Source organism: Mesorhizobium sp. C395A, from assembly GCF_030323205.1.
GTDB lineage: Bacteria > Pseudomonadota > Alphaproteobacteria > Rhizobiales > Rhizobiaceae > Mesorhizobium.
The window spans coordinates 5,227,450-5,246,489 of record NZ_CP100473.1 but is presented as its reverse complement, the minus strand read 5'-3'; the positions used below and the strand labels follow the sequence as shown (position 1 = coordinate 5,246,489).

The 19,040-nt window shown below is 64.0% G+C and carries 14 protein-coding genes; 3 read left to right on the top strand and 11 right to left on the bottom strand.

Going from position 1 to position 19,040, the window contains the following annotated elements:
• Window positions 1–51 precede the first annotated feature (51 nt).
• The 3 genes from rpe to NLY37_RS25580 all read right to left on the bottom strand — a co-directional run bounded on the left by rpe (window position 52) and on the right by NLY37_RS25580 (window position 6,927).
• Complete coding sequence (gene rpe / locus NLY37_RS25590) at window positions 52–729, bottom strand: ribulose-phosphate 3-epimerase (protein ID WP_023742548.1); 678 nt, start codon at window positions 727–729, stop codon at window positions 52–54.
• 377 nt (window positions 730–1,106) lie between these two features.
• Entirely contained in the window at window positions 1,107–4,964 is a 3,858-nt protein-coding gene (locus tag NLY37_RS25585; RefSeq protein ID WP_023742549.1) for a DUF7929 domain-containing protein, read from the bottom strand.
• A gap of 10 nt (window positions 4,965–4,974) precedes the next feature.
• Window positions 4,975–6,927: a hypothetical protein gene (locus NLY37_RS25580; protein WP_245270986.1), complete on the bottom strand. Its 1,953-nt coding sequence runs from the start codon at window positions 6,925–6,927 to the stop codon at window positions 4,975–4,977.
• Between the two features lie 501 nt (window positions 6,928–7,428).
• On the opposite strand from NLY37_RS25580, the gene NLY37_RS25575 reads away from it, so the two are divergent.
• Together NLY37_RS25575 and NLY37_RS25570 are read left to right on the top strand one after the other, a co-directional pair.
• Window positions 7,429–9,021, top strand: a complete 1,593-nt coding sequence (locus NLY37_RS25575; protein ID WP_023742551.1) for an ABC transporter substrate-binding protein — start codon at window positions 7,429–7,431, stop codon at window positions 9,019–9,021.
• A gap of 6 nt (window positions 9,022–9,027) precedes the next feature.
• Entirely contained in the window at window positions 9,028–9,891 is an 864-nt protein-coding gene (locus tag NLY37_RS25570; RefSeq protein WP_023742552.1) for a hypothetical protein, read from the top strand.
• Between the two features lie 6 nt (window positions 9,892–9,897).
• On the opposite strand, the gene NLY37_RS25565 is transcribed toward NLY37_RS25570, so the two are convergent.
• From NLY37_RS25565 to bcoG, 7 genes are all read right to left on the bottom strand, one after another.
• Window positions 9,898–10,833 carry an alpha/beta hydrolase gene (locus NLY37_RS25565; RefSeq protein ID WP_023742553.1) on the bottom strand — a complete coding sequence of 312 codons (936 nt, stop codon included), beginning with the start codon at window positions 10,831–10,833 and terminating at the stop codon, window positions 9,898–9,900.
• A 123-nt stretch (window positions 10,834–10,956) separates the two neighbouring features.
• Entirely contained in the window at window positions 10,957–11,739 is a 783-nt protein-coding gene (locus NLY37_RS25560; protein WP_023711294.1) for a carnitinyl-CoA dehydratase, read from the bottom strand.
• A complete protein-coding gene (locus NLY37_RS25555; protein ID WP_023742554.1) occupies window positions 11,732–13,810 on the bottom strand; it encodes an acetate--CoA ligase family protein in 2,079 nt (692 codons plus the stop codon). Before NLY37_RS25555 ends, NLY37_RS25560 begins: the two co-directional genes overlap by 8 nt.
• Before the next feature lie 3 nt (window positions 13,811–13,813).
• Window positions 13,814–14,977 (bottom strand): acyl-CoA dehydrogenase family protein, encoded by a 1,164-nt coding sequence (locus NLY37_RS25550; RefSeq protein ID WP_023684275.1) that lies wholly within the window; start codon window positions 14,975–14,977, stop codon window positions 13,814–13,816.
• A gap of 5 nt (window positions 14,978–14,982) precedes the next feature.
• Window positions 14,983–16,077 (bottom strand): carnitine 3-dehydrogenase, encoded by a 1,095-nt coding sequence (locus NLY37_RS25545; protein ID WP_023742555.1) that lies wholly within the window; start codon window positions 16,075–16,077, stop codon window positions 14,983–14,985.
• 2 nt (window positions 16,078–16,079) lie between these two features.
• Window positions 16,080–16,703 (bottom strand): HD domain-containing protein, encoded by a 624-nt coding sequence (locus NLY37_RS25540; protein WP_023742556.1) that lies wholly within the window; start codon window positions 16,701–16,703, stop codon window positions 16,080–16,082.
• A gap of 14 nt (window positions 16,704–16,717) precedes the next feature.
• Entirely contained in the window at window positions 16,718–17,641 is a 924-nt protein-coding gene (bcoG, locus tag NLY37_RS25535) for a 3-dehydrocarnitine:acetyl-CoA trimethylamine transferase BcoG (RefSeq protein ID WP_023742557.1), read from the bottom strand.
• Between the two features lie 78 nt (window positions 17,642–17,719).
• On the opposite strand from bcoG, the gene NLY37_RS25530 reads away from it, so the two are divergent.
• Window positions 17,720–18,700 (top strand): GlxA family transcriptional regulator, encoded by a 981-nt coding sequence (locus NLY37_RS25530; RefSeq protein WP_023668864.1) that lies wholly within the window; start codon window positions 17,720–17,722, stop codon window positions 18,698–18,700.
• A gap of 61 nt (window positions 18,701–18,761) precedes the next feature.
• Here NLY37_RS25530 and NLY37_RS25525 read toward each other — a convergent pair whose 3' ends face one another.
• Entirely contained in the window at window positions 18,762–18,965 is a 204-nt protein-coding gene (locus tag NLY37_RS25525; RefSeq protein ID WP_023668865.1) for a hypothetical protein, read from the bottom strand.
• Window positions 18,966–19,040: the final 75 nt, after the last annotated feature.

Genomic DNA, 19,040 nt, shown 5'->3' with positions numbered 1-19,040 from the left:
AGATCAGGCCGAGGAGAACCGACCAGCCGGGAACTTGCCCTGGAACTGATGTCAGCCGGCAGCCCGGTCGGCCGCGGTTCGGATGGCTTCTATATTGGCCCGGTAGGCTTCGACGCTGCCGCCCTTGAAGATGGCGGCGCCTGCCACCAGCACATCGGCGCCGGCTGATGTGACCAGGGGGGCGGTTTCCGGCGACACCCCGCCGTCGATCTCGATGCGAATCGGCCGGTTGCCGATCAGCGCTTTCACCCGCTTGACCTTGTCGACCATGGCCGGGATGAAGGCCTGGCCGCCAAAGCCCGGATTGACGGTCATGATCAGGATCAGGTCGAGCCGGTCGAGCACATATTCGATCGCACTTTCCGGCGTCGCCGGATTGAGCGATACGCCGGCCTTCTTGCCGAGACCCTTGATGGTCTGAAGCGAGCGGTCGAGATGCGGTCCGGCCTCGGCATGCACGGTCATGCCGTCGCAGCCGGCATCGGCAAAGGCGGCCAGATAAGGATCGGCCGGCGCAATCATCAAATGGCAGTCGAAAAAGGCCTTGGTGCGGTTGCGGATGGCCTTGATCACCGGCGGGCCGAAGGTGATGTTGGGCACGAAATGCCCGTCCATCACGTCGAGATGGATCCAGTCGGCGCCGGCCGCCGTCACCGCCTCGACCTCCTCGCCGAGCTTCGAGAAATCCGACGCCAGCACCGATGGCGCGATCAGGGTCTTCCTGCTCATGATGCGGCCCCTTTGGGCGCCCTGTTTGCGGGCGCGATCCAAACGTCTGCCTAGACCATGATCCCGAAAAGGGAAAGTCGGTATTTGTTGTGCTAGGAGCGGCCCGGCTGATGCCTTACCTGCTCGGCCTCGCTTCCGGTTATGGCCCAATTGGTGAAAACAGAAAGGAGAGCTCAGACGGGAAAGACCGTCTCTTCCATGCTGACGTCGCTGGACGGCTTTATCGAGGGACCGTCGGGCGACAGCGGCTTGCTGGTGTCCGAGGAAGATTGCACCGGCATTTCAACGACGAGATGCGGCGGACCCCGATCGCGCTGACGAAAAAAAACCCGCCGAATCGCTCCGGCGGGGTTCTGAATTTTGACTCGTATCAGATCCTATGGCTTGAAGTTGGCCGCCGGATCCCTTTGCGGCTGTACCTGCGTCTGCGGCGTGCGCTTCGGTATGAACTGCTGAAGGACACCTGGATTGAGCAACAGGGTCGGATCGAGCGACGGCTGCTGCCGGATCGCCCTGCAGTTCGGGAACCGACCAACCGTGCCTTCGGGGCAGCGCCGCCTGATGATCGGCACGCACTGGCCGCCGACCATCTGCGAGCCCGGGGCGCAGTCTCCCACCTGCGGCCTCGGCTTGCGGCATGCGCCGTCGATCACCTGGGTGCCGCGCGGGCAAACACACTCGCCGCGCTTGTTGTGCACCTGGCCGCGTATGTCGCACTGTTCCAGCACAGGCTTCTTCTGCCGGCAGGCATTGCCTTGCACCTCGGTACCCCGCGGGCAGACACAATTGCCGTTGGCGTCGTGGACCTGGCCGCGGATCGAGCACTGCTCGGGCTTCGGCCGGATCGGCCGGCAGACCTTGCCCCTGACTTCTGTGCCGTCCGGGCAGACGCAATCGCCATTGGCGTTTTGGATCTGACCACGGATCGAGCATTGTTCAGGCTTTGGCCGGATCGGCCGGCAGGCTCCATTGCGCACCTCTGTCCCACGCGGGCAGACACAATCGCCATCGGCGTCATGAACCTGGCCGCGTATGCTGCACTCCTGAGGCTTCTGCTTGTCGCGCACGCAGGCATTTGCCTGTCGGTCGAGATGCGTACCTTCCGGGCAGTAGCAGCCATTGCCGTCCGACGTCGGGACCGAACCGGGGATGGTGCAGCCAGGCTTGTCGGTCTTGACGCACGCGCCGTTCTCAAGCTCGGTTCCGCGCGGGCAGACACAGCGTCCATCCTCGGTGCGGATCTGGCCCTTGAGCAGCACACAGGGCCTCGGATCCTTCGGCTGGATGATGACGCCGCCGTCGGGCGAGCACTGGCCGTTGCGGAACGTCGTGCCTTCCGGACACACGCACCGGCCGGCATCGTTCATGACGAAGCCTGGCGAGCATTCCTTCTTCACCTCGCGCTTGATGGTGAACGGATGGCAGGCATAGGCCTTGCCGCGATCGCCCTGGACGTTGGTCAGGTCGCCGGGCAGTACGTCGCCGCCGCCTTGCACCCTGGTGTCGGGAGACAAGACGCCGATGCAGTTCTGGCCGCTGACGTTGCCCCGCAGATTGACCAGGGGAGCGTCGGGAAGGACCGCGGTGACCTTGTGCACATGGCTTTCCCCGGCGCCGAGCGTCAGGTTGGCAATGCAGGTCAACGGCAAGGTCGTCGGTTCGGGCGAGCAGCCAAAGGGCGGTTCGATCGAGGTGATCGCGACGCCTTGCAGCCGCCCCAGCCCGTCCACCCCGATCGCATCGCCGATGCGGACCGGACCGGAGAAGGCGGTCTGGCCATCATTGGTGATGGTGATCTCGAACGAGCAGGGTTGCCCGGGCTGGCACTCGGCATCGCCGGTCTTCTTGACGCTGATGGTGGACGTGCCGCCGCCCTTGGCGCAGGCCTGGCCGATCGGGTAGACGATATCGTCTCCAGGGGCCGGGCCGTATGAGCCGCGTGCGCAGTTCTCGAACGCGCCATTGGCCGAGACCGTCACATCGAAGTGCCTCGATGTTCCGGGAGTCATCGCGGCGCCGGGTATCTGGCACGACAGCGCGTTGGCCGGAACCGCTCCGCAGGCCCATTCCGCGCCGTCGGGTGTGACGGTCTGGATCTGGACCGGCGCGCCACCCGATATCAGCGTGGCAGCATCGTTGACCCGCACCGGACCGGTGGGGGCAGCGGTGCCAAGGCTGATGACGGTGATGCGGCAGGAAACCACCGCCGCACCGGCGAGCGAGCCGTTGCACACCTTGGTTATGCGCAGGGTCGGCTTGCCCCCATTGGGATGACGGAAGCGTTCCTTGGCGCAGGCCTTGTTGTTGGTGAGGTCGACCTCACCGGGGACGGGCTTCAGCGCCGCGCAGTTCTCGACCGAATCCGACTGGTAGCCGGCCGGCATGACCGCCTTGACGACGATCGGCGTCGAGGCGCCCGGCATCAGCACGATGCCGGCATTGTCGCAGCGGAACTGGCCGGGACCGTTCGGTCCGCATGTCCAGGGCGGAGACGGGCCGAAGGTCGAAGAGGCCGGCGCGCCGCCCGGGTAATTGTCGATAACCGTCAGCGGCCCATTATAGGGGACGCTGCCATTGTTGATGATGTCGATCACGAAGTAGCAGATGCCGTCGGGCGTGCAGACCGGGATGCGGGCACGCTTCTTCAGGATCAGGTCGACCTTCTTGTCGACCGGGGGCCGGCAATCGCGGTCGCGGTCGCCACGCCGGCAGATCGGGATCGAGGCACAGCCGCGATCGTTCTGCTGGCTGCCGAACAGCGGCTTGCCGCTGGCGCCGTAGTTATAGGTGGCGCAGTTGCGCAGCGCGCTGCCTTGCCAACCACCCGCCGGCTTGAAGCCGAGCTTGAGGTTGATGGAGGCCCCCGGATTGAGCGTGGTCACCGGATAGGTGCACGTCATCGGGGTCACGCCGGGCATGCATACCCAGGGCGGATTGGGCCCTGAATCCAGAGTCGAGCCGGCCGGCAGCGTCACCTCGTCGAGCACGATCTTGCCGTGATACGGCCCGTCGCCGACATTGGTGACCTTGATGGTGAAGTCGCAGCCGCCGCCCATCGTGCAACGCGTCACGTCGGCGCGTTTCTCGACCTTGAGGTCCGGTTCCTTGTCCTTGGGCGGACATCTCAAGTCACGCGGGATGACGATGTCGATGGTCTGCGTGCAGCATAGTCCCCAGCCCTCCTTCGGGCCGGCATAGGTCTCGATGCCGGTGACGATGAGGTGGATGACGTCGCCGGGCGACGCACCGACGATCTTCCAGTTCAGCACACCGCCGCCCGCCGGCACCATTTGCGTGTCGGGGATGATGGTGATGCCTGGGGTCGTCGTCGATACCTGCACCCATTTGCCGCCCATCTCCGGGCCGACAGGCATGTGGTAGATGAACGCGCCGCCGCCTTGCATGCAATCGACCGTGCCGCGCTCCACCTTGAAACATTCCCGGTCGGGAGGCGGAGGCCGCTTGTCACAATTGGTGAGGTCGATCTTGATCGAGGTCTTGGCCCCGGTCTTGTAGTCGCCGTCGTCGGGCTTGCCCGGATCCTGCGACGGGATGATGGCCCCCGTGCCGACGCCCGGCGTCACCTTGATCATGCCCTGGTTGTCGACGATGGTCGGCGAAGGAAACGCCGCATGGTCGATCTTGGCGGTGATCTTGAAATTGATGACGCGTTCATTGCCAGCCCCAGCGCCGTCGAGATCGGTGGTGGAAATCCGGAAATCGGAAACCGTTGCCGTATCGTTCGGATTAGCCGAGGTGCTGATTGTCGCACCCGGCAGCGGTCCGCCAGACGCATCCGTGCCGTCGCCGGACACGTTGACGTTGACGATCGCAAGACCGTGCGGAAGCTGATCCTTGAAGTCGAGTTGGAGTTTCTTCAGCCTGGCCGAAAAGCTTGGGTCGGCAAAGCCTTGCGAGTCGCCGCGCAGGCCAAAGCTCAGAGAGTAGACGACGTAGTCGCAGCTCCTCTGTGTGCCTGTTTTGGTGAAGAACGGCACGATCCGTTCCGGCCTCGGATTGACGATTTTTGAATTGTCGAGGTCGAGCCGCAGTTCCGGAGTGATCGGGACTGCATCTTCGGCGTGGCTTGCCACAGGGGTGAACATGGCGACCGCGATACCGGCCGCCATCAGCCAGCGCGCGCCGCGCCTGGCATATGACAGGGGTTTCATGATGGTCTCCATGACGTTGGATTGACTGCTGTTCGCGGTCGGGGAAAGTGCGAGATTTTTCATCTTCCCCTCCTCAACGTTCGCAGCTGACGGCTGGGGTTCTGAGCGGCAAAGTCATCTTGCAGCAAGGGTAGTAGCCACCCTTGTCCTTGTCGGACTGCCTGTAGAAGCAAAGTCCAACATCGACTCTGTCGCCCGGAGAATGGCCGGTGATGTCGACCGTGTAAGGCTTACCGGGAGCATGCGACTGGGGTGATGTCACCCCGACGCCTGGTGTCATGGACTGGACCTTGATCGAATCGCCGCCAAAGCCGGCATGGTCATGGAGATAGAGGTCGGCCTGGAGGCCGCGAGGCGTGCAGTAGAACTGAACATCCTCGACATCGATGCACGGAGGCAGATCGCCGGGCGGTGGGAAGCCCGGCGGATAGAACGGCGGCAGATAACCGCCTGGGATCTCTTCATAATAGCCGGCACGGCCGTCGCAGGGGTGCCAGACCTCGACGTCGCCGACATGGCCTTCCACTTCTGGGTCTTCGAAATAGCCGTCGAAGTCGACGAACCACGAGCCGAAAGGCGGCACGTTGGCCGGCTTGACCAACGGCGTCGGCGTGATCTGCACGCCGTGCACGGCAAGCGGCCCGCCGGCGGCGAGCTGGTCGGCAAGTGTCGGGTTGTCGCGCAGCTTGTCGCCGGTGTTGACCAGCGTGTCGGTGCACACGCCGGTGTCGAGATTGCCGTCGGCGTCATAGCCATATTGCAGGTCGAGCCCACCGGCCGACTGCCGGTTGCCTTGCGGGAAGCCGACTGCATATTCCTGCGGCTCTTCCACCCAGACCGATTCCGTCGCCGGATCGTCCGGGTTTTCGCGCCAGTAGCGGATGACCTCGCCCTTGCCGGAATCGGCGAACTGGCTGTAATCGTAGCGATTCTCGACCGGGCCGCGCTGCGCCAGATACATGAAGCCCTGGTTGTCGAAGGCGATGTCGGTGACGGCGTAGTCCTTGTCGGCCTTGACCGTCAGCTCCCAGCGCGGATCACCGGCAAAGCTGCCATCGCGGGCAATGCCAACCGACCAGATCTCGGCCTTTTCGCCGACCGAATAATAGAGCCGGCCGCCATGATAGGCGACGGACCAGACGCGGCGTTCGTCCTGCGTGTAGCCCCATGTGTCGGGGTCTTCCGAGTCGAAGGCAGCACCCTGTATGTCCATCACCGCACCGTCATCGGCGACGGGAGCCGGCCCATGCGCCGGCCGCCCGGCAACGCCGTGATCGAATGTGTCGATCAGCGTGCCGTTGGCGTCGAGGCGGTGGATGAGGCCGGTGTCGAGATCGCTGGCGAAGAACTCGCGGTGATTGCTGTCGAAGCTGATGTCGCCGATGCCGGAACCGCTGTTGGTGTCTATGTCGGCGAATTTGGAGACCGCGCCGGTGATGCCGTCGATCTTCCAGATCGTGCCCGGACCGCCACCGCTTTCGGTGCCGAACTGGCCGTCCATGAAGACGGCGCCTGCGGTGCCGCGGCGCTGTCGCTCGGGCCGACCGTCGGCATCTTCGTCCGGGGTGACGATACGGATGCCGTGCAGCGAGGTAGCGCCGGCATAGAGATTGGGGACGCCCGAGGGAACGCCGTCGCGCATACCGTCATCATAGGTGATGGCGAATACCTGGCCGATCTGTTCGGCCGTCACCTCGAAAGGCGGCGGCGTGTAGACGAGCTGGCCGGAAGCCGGTCCGCCGAGCGCCGAAACGTCGAAGACGCGCAAGGTGGCGCGCGTCGTGTCGATGAAGGTTTCGTCGACCGGGTCGACGCCGGGCGGCAGCCCCCCCCTTTCGGAATCGGCAGAGTCGAAATTGGGAATGACGGTGCCGGAAAATCCGGTGACCGCCATCGAGCCGGGATAGACGATCTGGGTTTCCTGCGCTTGGGCGGCTGTGCCCAACCAGAGCGTGGCGCTCAGCGCCAGGGCAAGCAAACCGCCGCCCAGATGGAGCGAACGGCGGAAACCGCTTGGAAACGACATGGACGCGCCGCGATCGCAGGACATAAAACTCCCCCCGAAGTTTTCGGGAGGAACATCCGGTCCGGCCGCGCGAAACAGGGCAAGGCGCGGCGTTCCGGCACGTTCGTCCCTGATCGAATTGTCTGCTTTCCTCATCTTCACGATACGCCTGCTCCTGCGCAGGGTCAACGGAATCAGCCGAAAGCCCAGCGCATCGACTCCATCCCGAAGGCGGTGGTCGCGCTGAGCTTGCGTTGGTCCCGGAGACCGTGGAGCCTCTGGGGTCCTGGTCATGGGGCATCCTTTCCGGCCCGCACCATGCGGCGCCTGGTCGTCAGTCGCCGGCTGGAGCAGAAAGGTTCATGCAAAACGGCGGCCGGGTCTGTCCGCCATTTCACAGAGGCGCGGCTAATTCCTTGTGTCAACTCAGGTGGAAAACAGTCTTGGCGCGCGAAAGACCGGCCGGCTTACTTACCGTCAGTGCCGGCTTCTGCTAGCGTCTTCCCAACCCTGGGGGGTATCATGACACGCAGGCACTTCGTTCTATTGCTGGCGGCGCTTTTTCCATGTGCGTTGCCGGTCCATCAATCCTTAGCCAAGACCTTGGTCTACTGCACCGAGGTTAGCCCCGATACGTTCGATCCCGCACTCGCCTCCGGATCCCGCGACGCCTCGGCCACCGCTCTCTATAACCGCATGGTTGAGTTCGAGCCCGGCACCACCAAGGTGCGCCCCGGCCTTGCCGAAAGCTGGGAGATTTCCGACGATGGCCTCACCTACACATTCCACCTGCGGCAGGGCGTGAAATTCCACAGCGTCGAGGGCTTTACGCCTAGTCGCGACTTCAATGCCGATGACGTGCTGTTCACCTTCGACCGGCAGGCCAACGCGCAGAACCCGTTCAACAATTACGCCAAACGCCAGTACATTTACTTCGACGGCATCGGCATGCCGGATCTTGTCGCCGGTTGGCGCAAGCTTGACGACCATACTGTGGTGATGACGCTGAAGGCGCCGCATTCGCCGATGCTAGCCGACCTGGCGATGGATTTCGCTTCGGTCGTTTCCAAGGAATATGCCGACAAGCTCGTCGCAGAGAAGCGGCTTCTCGACCTGGCGCTGAAGCCGGTCGGGACGGGTCCGTTCCAGCTTGTCGACTACCAGCAGGATGCAGTCATCCGCTACAAGGCCAATCCGGACTACTGGCGCGGCAAGCCGAAGATCGACGATCTCGTCTTCGCCATTGCCACCGATGCCAGCATTCGCATGGAAAAGCTGCGCGCCGGCGAATGCGATCTCATGCCCTATCCAAATCCGGCCGACCTGGAGGCGATCAAGGCGACGCCCGGAATCAAGGTCATGCGGCAGGAGGGCCTCAATACGGGATACCTCGCCTTCAACACCTTGCAGAAGCCCTTCGACGATCCAAGGGTGAGGAAGGCGATCGCCATTGCCATCGACACGCAGGCGCTGGTCGACGTCGTATTCCGCGGCACCGGCGAAGTCGCACGCAATCCGCTGCCGCCAACCTCCTGGGCCTATGACAAGACGAGCCCCGATCATGTCTTCGACCCCGCTGCCGCCAGGCAGGGGCTCGCCGATGCCGGCGTAAAAGACCTGCACATGAAGATCTGGGCGATGCCGGTGCAGCGTCCGTATAACCCGAATGCGCAGCGTATGGCCGAAATGATCCAGTCCGACCTGGCAAAGATCGGTGTCACCGTGGAAGTCGTGACGTATGAGTGGACTGAATACCTTGCCCGCTCGAAGTCACGCGACCGCGACGGCGCCATGCTGTTCGGCTTCACCGGCGACAATGGCGACCCCGATAACTTCCTGTCGGTGCCGCTTGGCTGTGCCGGCGTCGGCACCACCAATCGTGCCAACTGGTGTTTTCCGGCCTTCGACGATCTGCTCAAGCAGGCAGCCGGGATCGTCGATCCCGCTGCCCGCGCAAAACTCTATTCGCAGGCGCAAACGATCTTCAGGGAGCAGATGCCGTGGGTCGCTATCGCCCACTCCGTGGTCTCGATCCCGATGCGCGAACAGGTGACGGGCTATGTCATGGACCCCTTTGATCACCATGATTTCTCGGGCGTCGATATCAAGGAATAGCGTTCGGTGTCTGCCGCCGATCTCGATGTCTATGTAGAGAGCCTGCGCAATTTCCGACTGGTGCGGAGCTATAGCATCGCGCAGTTGCTGCCTTACCTGGAACAGGCTGGATTGAAAGTGCGCCTGCTCGACCGGCCAGCCGGCCGAGATCGGGCGCCGGTGGCCTTTCTGCATGTCGACCTGACAGTCGTGCCGCCAACGTACCGCGGGCTCGGCCACCTCTACGACCGCACCATCAATGGCCGCGCGCTGTCCATCCACCGGCACCTTTATTCGACACTGAAGCTGGAGGCCGGCGACAGCCACAAGGGGCCGGTTGTCGTCAAGACGGTCCTCAACTCCAGGGGCCGACCAGAGCAGCGCTGGTGGCAGCATCGCAACGGCCTGACCAGGAGCGCGCATGCCATCCGCAAGCTCTTCGAACCCGGCTACAAGGACCGCCTGTGCCCGCCCTATAAGGTCTACCAGACGATCGGCGAGGTTCCGCGGGATGTATGGCGCAACAATCGCCTGATGGTGGAACAGTTCGCTTTCGATACCCTCGACCTGCCCATCGTCAAGCACCGCTACATGTTCCTGCTCGGTGCCGAGGTCAACATGCGGCAGGTCTACGACGATGTGTTGTGCGCCGGCTCAAAAATCCTGAGCAATGAGGTGGGCGGCGCCGTGCCACCGGAAGTGCTGGCGGTGCGGCAGCGGCTCAACCTGGACTTCGGCGCCATCGACTATTTCATTGTCGATGGCAAAGGCGTTGTCGTGGATGCCAACAAGACCGTCGGCTCAAACCCTGAATGGCTGAAGAAGAATCGCTTTCGTCAGGAATTCAACGATCGCATGGCTGAGGAACTGATCGCCTTTGTCCGCGGTTGAGCCGGATCACCAGATCCAGTCGCCCTTGCCCAGCACCGACACCGCTTCGACGATACGGTTGAAGCTGGCGCGGGCCCGGCCAACCGTGTGCCTGGCCCGGAGATAGCCGTGCACCAGTCCCGGCTCCTCGAACCAGGCGGCATGGCCGCCGGCAGCGAGGACGCGATCGCGATAGGCCTCGCCGTCCGACGACAGCGGGTCGCATTGCGCGGTGATCAGCACTGTCGGTGGCAGGCCGATGAAATCTGCGTCGGCCAGTGGATACAAAGTGATGTCGCCGGTCCCATCGAGGCCGCCGGTGCGGACATCCCTGTAGAAGTCGAGATCGCGCACCGTCAGCATCGGCGCTTCCGCATGCGTCAAATAGGAGCCTTGCGAACGGTCGCCGCCGAGGCCGGGATAGATCAGCACCTGGCCGATCGACTTTTTGGCATGGCTGCGCGTCGCGTGGGCGAGAGCCGCGCAGAGATTGCCGCCGGCGCTGTCGCCGCAGAGCAAAATAGGGCAGTCGTAGTTTGAGGCCGTCCATTCGAAGGCATGCAGCGCATCGTCGAAGGCGGCCGGGTGCAGATGCTCCGGCGCCAGCCGGTAGTCGATGGAGACCACTTCGAAGCCGGTCCGGGCGCACAGCTCGGCGCAGACATCGTCATGGCTGTCCAGCCCACCGAGGATGAAGCCGCCGCCATGGATGTAAAGCACCATCGCGGCATGGCCCGGTGTCGTGCTGCGATAAATGCGGATCGGGATGTCGTGGGCGGCAATGATTGTCGTTTCCGCCGTCACGCCATCGGGATAGCCGGCAAAAAACTCGCGGCACATCCTGTCATAGATCGCACGCTGCTGGGCGATGGTGTAGTCGATCGTGTCGGGAGGATAGTAGGAGTTGGTCTTCTCGATGAAGGCCCAGGTCTCGGCGTCGATGAGGGTTTTGTAGTCGGTCATGCAGCTCCTTTACCTCCCCCTTGATGGGGGAGGTCGCCGCGAAGCGGCGGGTGGGGGTGGTGGCGCATCACCCCACCCCGGACCTTCGGTCCGACCCTCCCCATCGAGGGGAGGGTAAAGAGGCTACTTCCCCTTCCACACCGGGTCGCGCTTTTCCGCAAAAGCCCGGAACCCTTCCATATTGTCCTCCGAGCCATAAAGCGCATCGACCGTCGCCAATTGCCGGCGCGTCACGCGGTTCATCGCGTCCTGGAAGGTCAGCGCCTCCGCCACCCGCGCCGTCTCCTTGATCGCGGCGAACACCAGCGGCGGGCCGCTGGCGAGCAGCCTTGCGATCTCCCAGACGCGCTCCTCGAGCTTGTCCTTGGGCAGCACTTCGTTGACCAGGCCCCAGCGATGCGCTTCCGCCACATCCATCCAGCGGCCGGTGAGCAGAAGGTCCATGGCGACATGGTAGGGAATGCGCTTGGGCAGCTTGATCGTCGCGGCATCAGCCAGCGTGCCGGCGCGGATTTCGGGCAGGGCGAAGGAGGAATGGTCGGAGGCGAAAATGAGGTCGCAGGACAGCGCCAGCTCGAAGCCGCCGCCCACCGCCATGCCGTTGACGCAGGCAATGATCGGCTTGTTCATGTCGCGCAGCTCCTGCAGGCCGGCAAAACCGCCGACGCCATAGTCGCCGTCGACCGCGTCGCCACCGGCGGCTGCCTTCAAATCCCAGCCGGCGCAGAAGAACTTGTCGCCGGCGGTCTTGACGATGGCGACGCGCAATCCGGGATCGTCGCGGAACGCCTTGAAGGTCTCGCCCATCAGCCGCGAGGTCTTGAGGTCGATGGCGTTGGCCTTGGGCCGGTCGAGCGTGACCTCGAGGATGGTGCCCTCGCGGCGGGTGGAAATGACGTCAGACATTCTTCTTCTCTCCCAGCACCAGCAGCGCGTCGGCGATCCAGGCGCCCTTGCCCTCGGCGCAGACGATCAGCGGATTGATGTCGAGTTCCTCGATCTCTCCGGCATTCGTCTGCACGAAGCCGGCAATGCCCGCGATGGCGTCGATGGCAGCGCCGACATCGGCCTTGGGCCGGCCACGATAGCCGTCGAGCAGCGGAAACAGTTTGAGGCCACGCAGGGCGGCCTCGATGTCGTCGCGCGTCGCCGGCAGCATCAGCGTGACGCTGTCGCGCAACAGCTCGACCAGCACGCCTCCGGTGCCCAGCGTCATGACCGCGCCGAACATCGGATCGCGGGTGAAGCCGACGATCAACTCGGCAACGCCGTCGCGCACCATGCGCTCGAGATAGAGGCCGGTGCCGAGCGGCAGCAGATCATGCGCCGCCGTGCTCACGGATTCGGCGTCCTTGAGGTTCAGCCTGACCGCGCCGACTTCCGATTTGTGGGTGACTCCGAGCGCCTTCAGCGCCACCGGGAAGCCGAGCGCCATCGATGAGATGACGGCCTCGACAGCATTGGCGGCACGTTCTGCCTTCGGCACAGGCAAGCCGGCCTTGATCAACCGCGCCTTGGCTTCGGCCTCGTCAGGGGTGACATGGTCACCTCCGGCCGCACCTGCAGCCGACGTGTCGATAGACTGCGCCTGCGGCTCGGCCCAGGCCCAGCCGATGAAGGCTGCCGCACCTGCGGCATCCATGGCCTCGGAGATGCCGAACAACGGCACCATGCCGCGCGCCATCAGTTCGGCGGTGTATTCCTCCGGCAGGTTCTCCGGCAGCGAGGAGACGATCGCACCATGCGCCTTGTTGGTCTTCAGCGCCGATTCGAAGGCGCGCAGCGTCGCCCACCAGTCGGTGACCGAGCAGCGGTCGGGGCGCGGGAAATCGAGCACCAGCATGTTGAGGTCGAAGCCACCCGACACCATGGCGGTGAAGGTTGCGGTCATCGCCGGCTCGTTGTTCCAGATGAAGGTGTGATAGTCCAACGGGTTGGCGACCGCGACCAGCGGCCCGAGCGTCGATTTGACATGGGCGCGGTGCTTGCTGGTGAGCTCCGGGAAATTGACCCAGCGGCCTTCGGCGCTGTCGGCCATGACAGAGGCTTCGCCGCCGGAGCAGCTCATCGACGACAGACGATAGCCGGGCAGCGGCCCGGTGACATGCAGCAGCTTCAGCGCCTCGATGAAGGCGGGGATGGAATCGACGCGGGCAATGCCGAGCCGCCGCAGGAATGCGCCCGAGGCAGCGTCCGAGCCAGCCAGCGATGCCGTGTGCGAGACCGTCGCCTGCCGCGCCTGTTCGGAGCGACCGACCTTCATGGCGATGATCGGCTTCTTCAGTTCGCGCGCCCGCGCCGCCAGCTTCTCGAAGCCGGCTACCGAATCGAAGGCTTCGATGTGCAGGCCGAGCGAGGTGACGCGCTCGTCCTCGATCAGGCCGAGCGCCATTTCGGAGAGGCCGGTCTGCGCCTGGTTGCCGGCGGTCATCAGGAAGGCGATCGGCAGGCCGCGCTTCTGCATCGTCATGTTGATGGCGATGTTGGAGGACTGGGTGATGATGGCGACGCCCTTGGCGCCTTCGGGCAGCCTGATGCCGCCATGCTGGTCGGGCCATAGCAGCGCGCCATCGGCATAGTTGATCAGGCCGTAGCAGTTCGGCCCGATGATCGGCATCTGGCCCGCGGCAGCCACCAGTTCGGCCTGCAGCCGCTCGCCGTCATCGTCATAGGCCTCGGTCTCAAGAAAGCCCGCGGCAAAACAGACGGCGCCGCCGGCGCCACGCTTGGCCAGCGCCTTGATCACCTCGATGGTGAGATGCCGGTTTACGCCGACAAAGGCGGCGTCGGGCGCGTCGGGAAGGTCGGCGACCGAGCGATAGGCCTTGCGGCCGGCGACCTCGTCCTTGTTCGGATGCACCGGCCAGATTTCGCCGACAAAGCCCATCTTGATCGATTGGGCGACGACGGCGGCGGCCTGGGCCCCGCCGAACACCGCGATGGATTTTGGGCGCAACAGACGCTCAAGCTTGTGCATGGGTTATGCCCCGAACGGGCGCAGCAGCGCCCGCGAAATGATGTGGCGCTGGATTTCCGACGTCCCTTCCCAGATGCGCTCGACGCGGGCGTCGCGCCAGATGCGCTCCAGCGGCAGGTCATCCATCAGCCCCATGCCGCCATGGATCTGGATTGCTTCGTCGGCAACAAAGGCGAGCATTTCGGTAGCCTTCAGCTTCGCCATGGCCATGTCCTGATCGGTGACGGTGCCCTGATCGTACTTCCAGCCGGCTTCGAACACCATCAGGTCCGCCGCCTTCAGTTCCGTCGCCATGTCGGCGAGCTTGAACGACACGCCCTGGAACTTGCCGATCTGCTGGCCGAACTGCTGGCGTTGCGCCGAGTATTCGATGGCGTGGCCGAGTGCCCGCTCGGCGCGGCCGAGACAGGTGGCGCCGACCTGCAGGCGCGTGGCGCCGAGCCAGGAATTGGCGACGTCGAAGCCCTTGTGGACCTCACCCAGCACCTGGCTTGCCGGCAGGCGGCAATCGTCGAATTCGAGGATGGCGTTGGTGTAGCCGCGATGCGAGACGTTGCGGTAGCCGTCGCGCACGGTGAACCCCTTGGTGCCCTTGTCGACGAAGAAGGCGGTGATCTTCTTGCGCTTGCCGCGCGGCGTTTCTTCCTCGCCCGAAGCCATAAAACAAATCGCGAAATCGGCGAGATCGGCATGGGAGATGAAATGCTTGGTGCCGTTAAGGACCCAGTCGTCGCCGTCCTGCACCGCGGTCGCCTTCATGCCTCGCAGGTCGGAGCCGGCGCCGGGCTCGGTCATCGCCAGGCAGTCCCACTTCTCGCCGCGGATGCACGGGAACAGGTACTTTTCGCGCTGCTCGGGCGTGCCGGCGAGCAGGATGTTGGAGGGGCGCGCGACGCAGGTCCAGTGCAGCGCATAGTTGGCGCGGCCGAGTTCCTTCTCGTAGAGCAGCCAAGTCACCGTATCGAGGCCGGCGCCACCGACATCGGCCGGCATGTTGGCCGCATAGAGCCCGGCTTCGATTGCCTTGACCTTGATCTCCTCGATCAGCTCGCGGCGCAGCACGCCGGTGCGCTCGACCTCGCGTTCATGCGGGTAAAGCTCGTTCTCGACGAAAGCGCGCGTCGTCTCGACAATGAGCTTCTGTTCCTCCGACAGCCCGAAATCCATGGTCTTCAGCCCTTCTTCTTTTTCTTCGGTTTTTCCGCCTTCTTTACCGGCTTGGATGCCTTGGACTTCTCGGCGGCCCTGGATGCGGCCGGCTTCTTCGCCGCCAGCTTGGCCAATTGCCTGGTATAGTCCTTGTGCAAGGCGCCGGCGCCCCAGCCCTTGCCTTTGTTCTGTTTCGACAGAGCATCCATAATCGCGACCAGATTGTCGTCGCGGATCTTTTCCAGCTCACGGATCGACAGGCCATGCGCCTGGTCGTCCGACTGGGTGGCGATCAGATCAACCAGCTCGTCGTTGAACTCCGGGACGTCCATCAGCTTGGTCCACGGCCATTTCAGGCACGGCCCGAACTGCGCCATAAAGTGGCGCATGCCGGCCTCGCCGCCGGCGACGCGGTAGACCTGGAACATGCCCATCTGAGCCCAGCGCAGGCCGAAGCCATAGCGCATGATGTCGTCGAGTTCCTCAACGGTGCAGATGCCGTCCTTGATCAGCCACAGCGCCTCACGCCACGCCGCTTCGAGCAGGCGGTCGCCGACAAAGGCCTCAATCTCCTTGCGGATCACCACCGGCTTCATGCCGATCGATGCATAGATCTCCTTTGCGACCTCGATCGCCTCTGGAAAGGTCTGTTCGCCGCCGACGATCTCGACCAGCGGCAGCAGATAGACCGGGTTGAAGGGATGTCCGACAACCAGACGCTCCGGATGCTTCTTCATCGCCACCTGCATGTCGGTCGGCTTGATGCCCGAGGTGGACGAGCCGACAATGGCGTTGGCCGGCGCGTAGAGATCGATCTCGGCCAGTACGCGGTGTTTGAGGTCGAGCCGCTCCGGCACGCTCTCCTGGATGAAATCGGCGTCGGCCACCGCCTCGGCGATGGTCTTGGCAAAGGTCAGTCTGCCTTCCCTGGGCAGGCCGCCGGGAACCATCTGCCTGTAGGCGCGGCGCGCGCCCTTCATCACTTCCGAGACCTTGCGCGACGCTTCCGGGTCCGGATCGAAGATCGACACGTCGATGCCGTTGAGCAGCAGCCGCGCCACCCAGCCGGCGCCAATGACACCGCCGCCAATGGCGGCTGCCTTGTTGATGATGCTCATGGTCAGGCTCCGGTTCTTGTCTTGGCTGTTTGAGGGTCGATGAGAGGCACGCGCTCGCCGACGCGGATCACGGAGGGGTCGTAGGCCTTGCGGGCGAAGACTTCGAGCACAAACTGGCGGAAGAATGCGATCGGCAGCGTGTCGTAGTCCGGGTCGAAGCTCGACTGGTCCCAGCGTTCGCAGAACTGGTCGCAATCGTCGAAATAGGCATGGCCGGCGAAGCGGTCGCGAGCATGGCGGTTGCCGCCGAGATGATGCGCGTAATAGAGCCGCTGGAAGTCGCCATGCTTTTCCACCACCCAGGTGCATTGTTCGCGCACGAAAGGTTTCAGGATCGAAGCGGCGTACTCGTCGTGATTGTAGGGAGCGTAGATGTCGCCGATGTCGTGCAGCAGCGCGCAGGCGATCCAGTCGGTGTCGGCGCCGTCGCGCCAGGCACGAGTCGCCGTCTGCAGCGAATGGCCGAGCCGGGTGATCTTGTAGCCGGACAGGCCTTCGTCGAGCTGCACCAAAGCGTCGAGCAGCCGCTCGCCGGTCCTGGCGGCATAGTCGATCTCATGGGCGGTCAGGAACTCGTAGTCTTGCCTGTCGCCATCCTTCATCGCAGTGAATTTGACGGTAGCCATGATCCGCTCCCGTTTTACGCAGCTGCTGCGATCGGCGCCCGTTTGGTCAGGTTGAGCTTCTTGCGCACTTCCTCGGGTCCCAGAATCCTGGCGCCGAGATTGGTGACGATGCTGGCGGCGCGCTCGACCAGCTGCGCATTGGTGGCCAGCACGCCCTTGTCGAGCCAGAGATTGTCTTCAAGACCGACGCGGACATTGCCGCCGGCGAGCACTGCAGCGGCTGCATAGGCCATCTGGTTGCGGCCGATGGCGAAGGCCGACCAGTTCCAGGTCGACGGCACGTTGTTAACCATGGCCATGAACGTGTTGAGGTCGTCCGGCGCCCCCCACGGCACACCCATGCAGAGCTGCACCAGCGCGTCGGGATTCAAGACCTTTTCTTCGACCAGCTGCTTGGCGAACCAGAGGTGGCCGGTATCGAAGGCTTCGATCTCCGGCTTGACGCCGAGCGCCGTCATCATGCCGCCCATTGCGCGCAGCATGCCGGGCGTGTTGGTCATGACATAATCGGCCTCGGCGAAGTTCATGGTGCCGCAATCCAGCGTGCAGATTTCCGGCAGGCACTGGCGCACATGTTCCATGCGGTTGGTGGCGCCGCCCATGTCGGTGCCTTTTTCATTGAGCGGCAGCGGCGCTTCCGGTGAGCCGAACACCATGTCGCCGCCCATCCCGGCGGTCAGGTTCAGGATCACGTCGACTTCTGCCGCGCGGATGCGGTCCGTCACTTCGCGGTAGAGATGGACATCGCGGCGCGGCTTGCCGGTCTCGGGGTCGCGGACATGGCAGTGGACGATGGCGGCACCGGCCTTGGCCGCATCGATCGCCGAATCGGCGATCTGCTTGGGCGAGCGTGGCACATGCGGGGAGCGGTCCTGCGAGCCGCCGGACCCGGTCACGGCACAGGTAATGAAAACCTCACGGTTCATCGCGAGCGGCATGGACATCTCCTCCCCATAGAAACAGACCCTAACAATGACCGACTTGCCGGAAACTGTTTTGCAATTTACGAAGCTCTCGTGATCAAAAGCGAAAAACCGACCATCTTTCGCGCTGAGCGATCGCCGCTCAAGGTGACGCTGCTGGTGTTTTCAGGCTCGTCCATCATGTGCGTGGCGTCGACCGTCGACCCGCTGCGCGCCGCCAACCGCATCTCAGGCGAGACGCTGTTCGATTTCAAACTGGTCTCGGTCACCGGCGAGGCGCCGGTCACCACATGCGGCCTGCCGGTGGCGGTCAGGGGCCGCTTCGATGCGGCCGAGCCGACCGATGTGCTTGTCGTCGTCGCCGGCTTCGGCACCCAGAATTACGCGACATCGGCTCTGCTTTCCGGATTACGGCGAGCGGCCCGCGCGGCTCGCGCCTGCGGCGGCGTCGAGGCCGGCACATGGCTGGTGGCGCGCGCCGGCCTCCTCGAAGGCCGCAGCGCCACCACCCATTGGGAAGACATGGAGGATTTTTCCTCCGCCTTTCCCGGCGTCGACGTGCGTCCGGACCGCTACGTCATCGACGGACCGGTGTTCACCTCGGGCGGGGCGTCGCCGACCTTCGACCTGATGCTGCATCTGATCCGCACCCGGCTCGGCATGGCCGTCGCGCTCGATGTCGCCAGCGTCTTCATCTACGACCAGGCGCGCGCCGCGACCGACGCGCAGCCGCTGGTCTCGCTCGGCCGGCTCGACGGCTACGACCCGCGTCTGGCGCAGGCTATCCGGCTGATGGAATCGCATGTCGACCAGCCGCTGACCATCGACGCGGTGGCAAAACGCGCCGGGGTGACGGCGCGGACATTGGAGAGCATTTTTCGCAAGTCGATCGGCGAGACGCCGGGCGCATATTATCTCAGGCTGCGGCTGGGCGCGGCGCGGCGGCTGGTGGTCGACACGCGGATCGCCATGGCGGATATTGCCGGGCGGACGGGGTTCTCGTCCGCCGCGGCATTTTCCAGAGCGTTTTCAAGAGCGTTCGGCGAAGCCCCGGTCAGGCTGCGCCGAGGTTGATGCATGTCGCCCAAAAGTGTGTCGCGGTTTTGGGATTACGACATGCACGGACAAATGGAGATCAGGCTGCGTTCTGTCGATCGCTGCCGGCGTCCATCTGCGAGCGCATCTGCCTCGCCAGACGGACTTCAAATCGGCTGCTGACAGCACGATCCCATTCGTTTTTCACGCTGTCGGTCGGCCGCGGCAGCGCCATCAGCCGGTCGATGATCGATCCGGTCTCGCCGGATGAGAGCAGGGCGTCGATTTCGCGTTCATGCTGCATATCGGTTCGCCTCCTTCCTTTTCACCCGCCACAACCGCATCCTTATACGAGATACGTGACGGCAGTTTGAAGGCA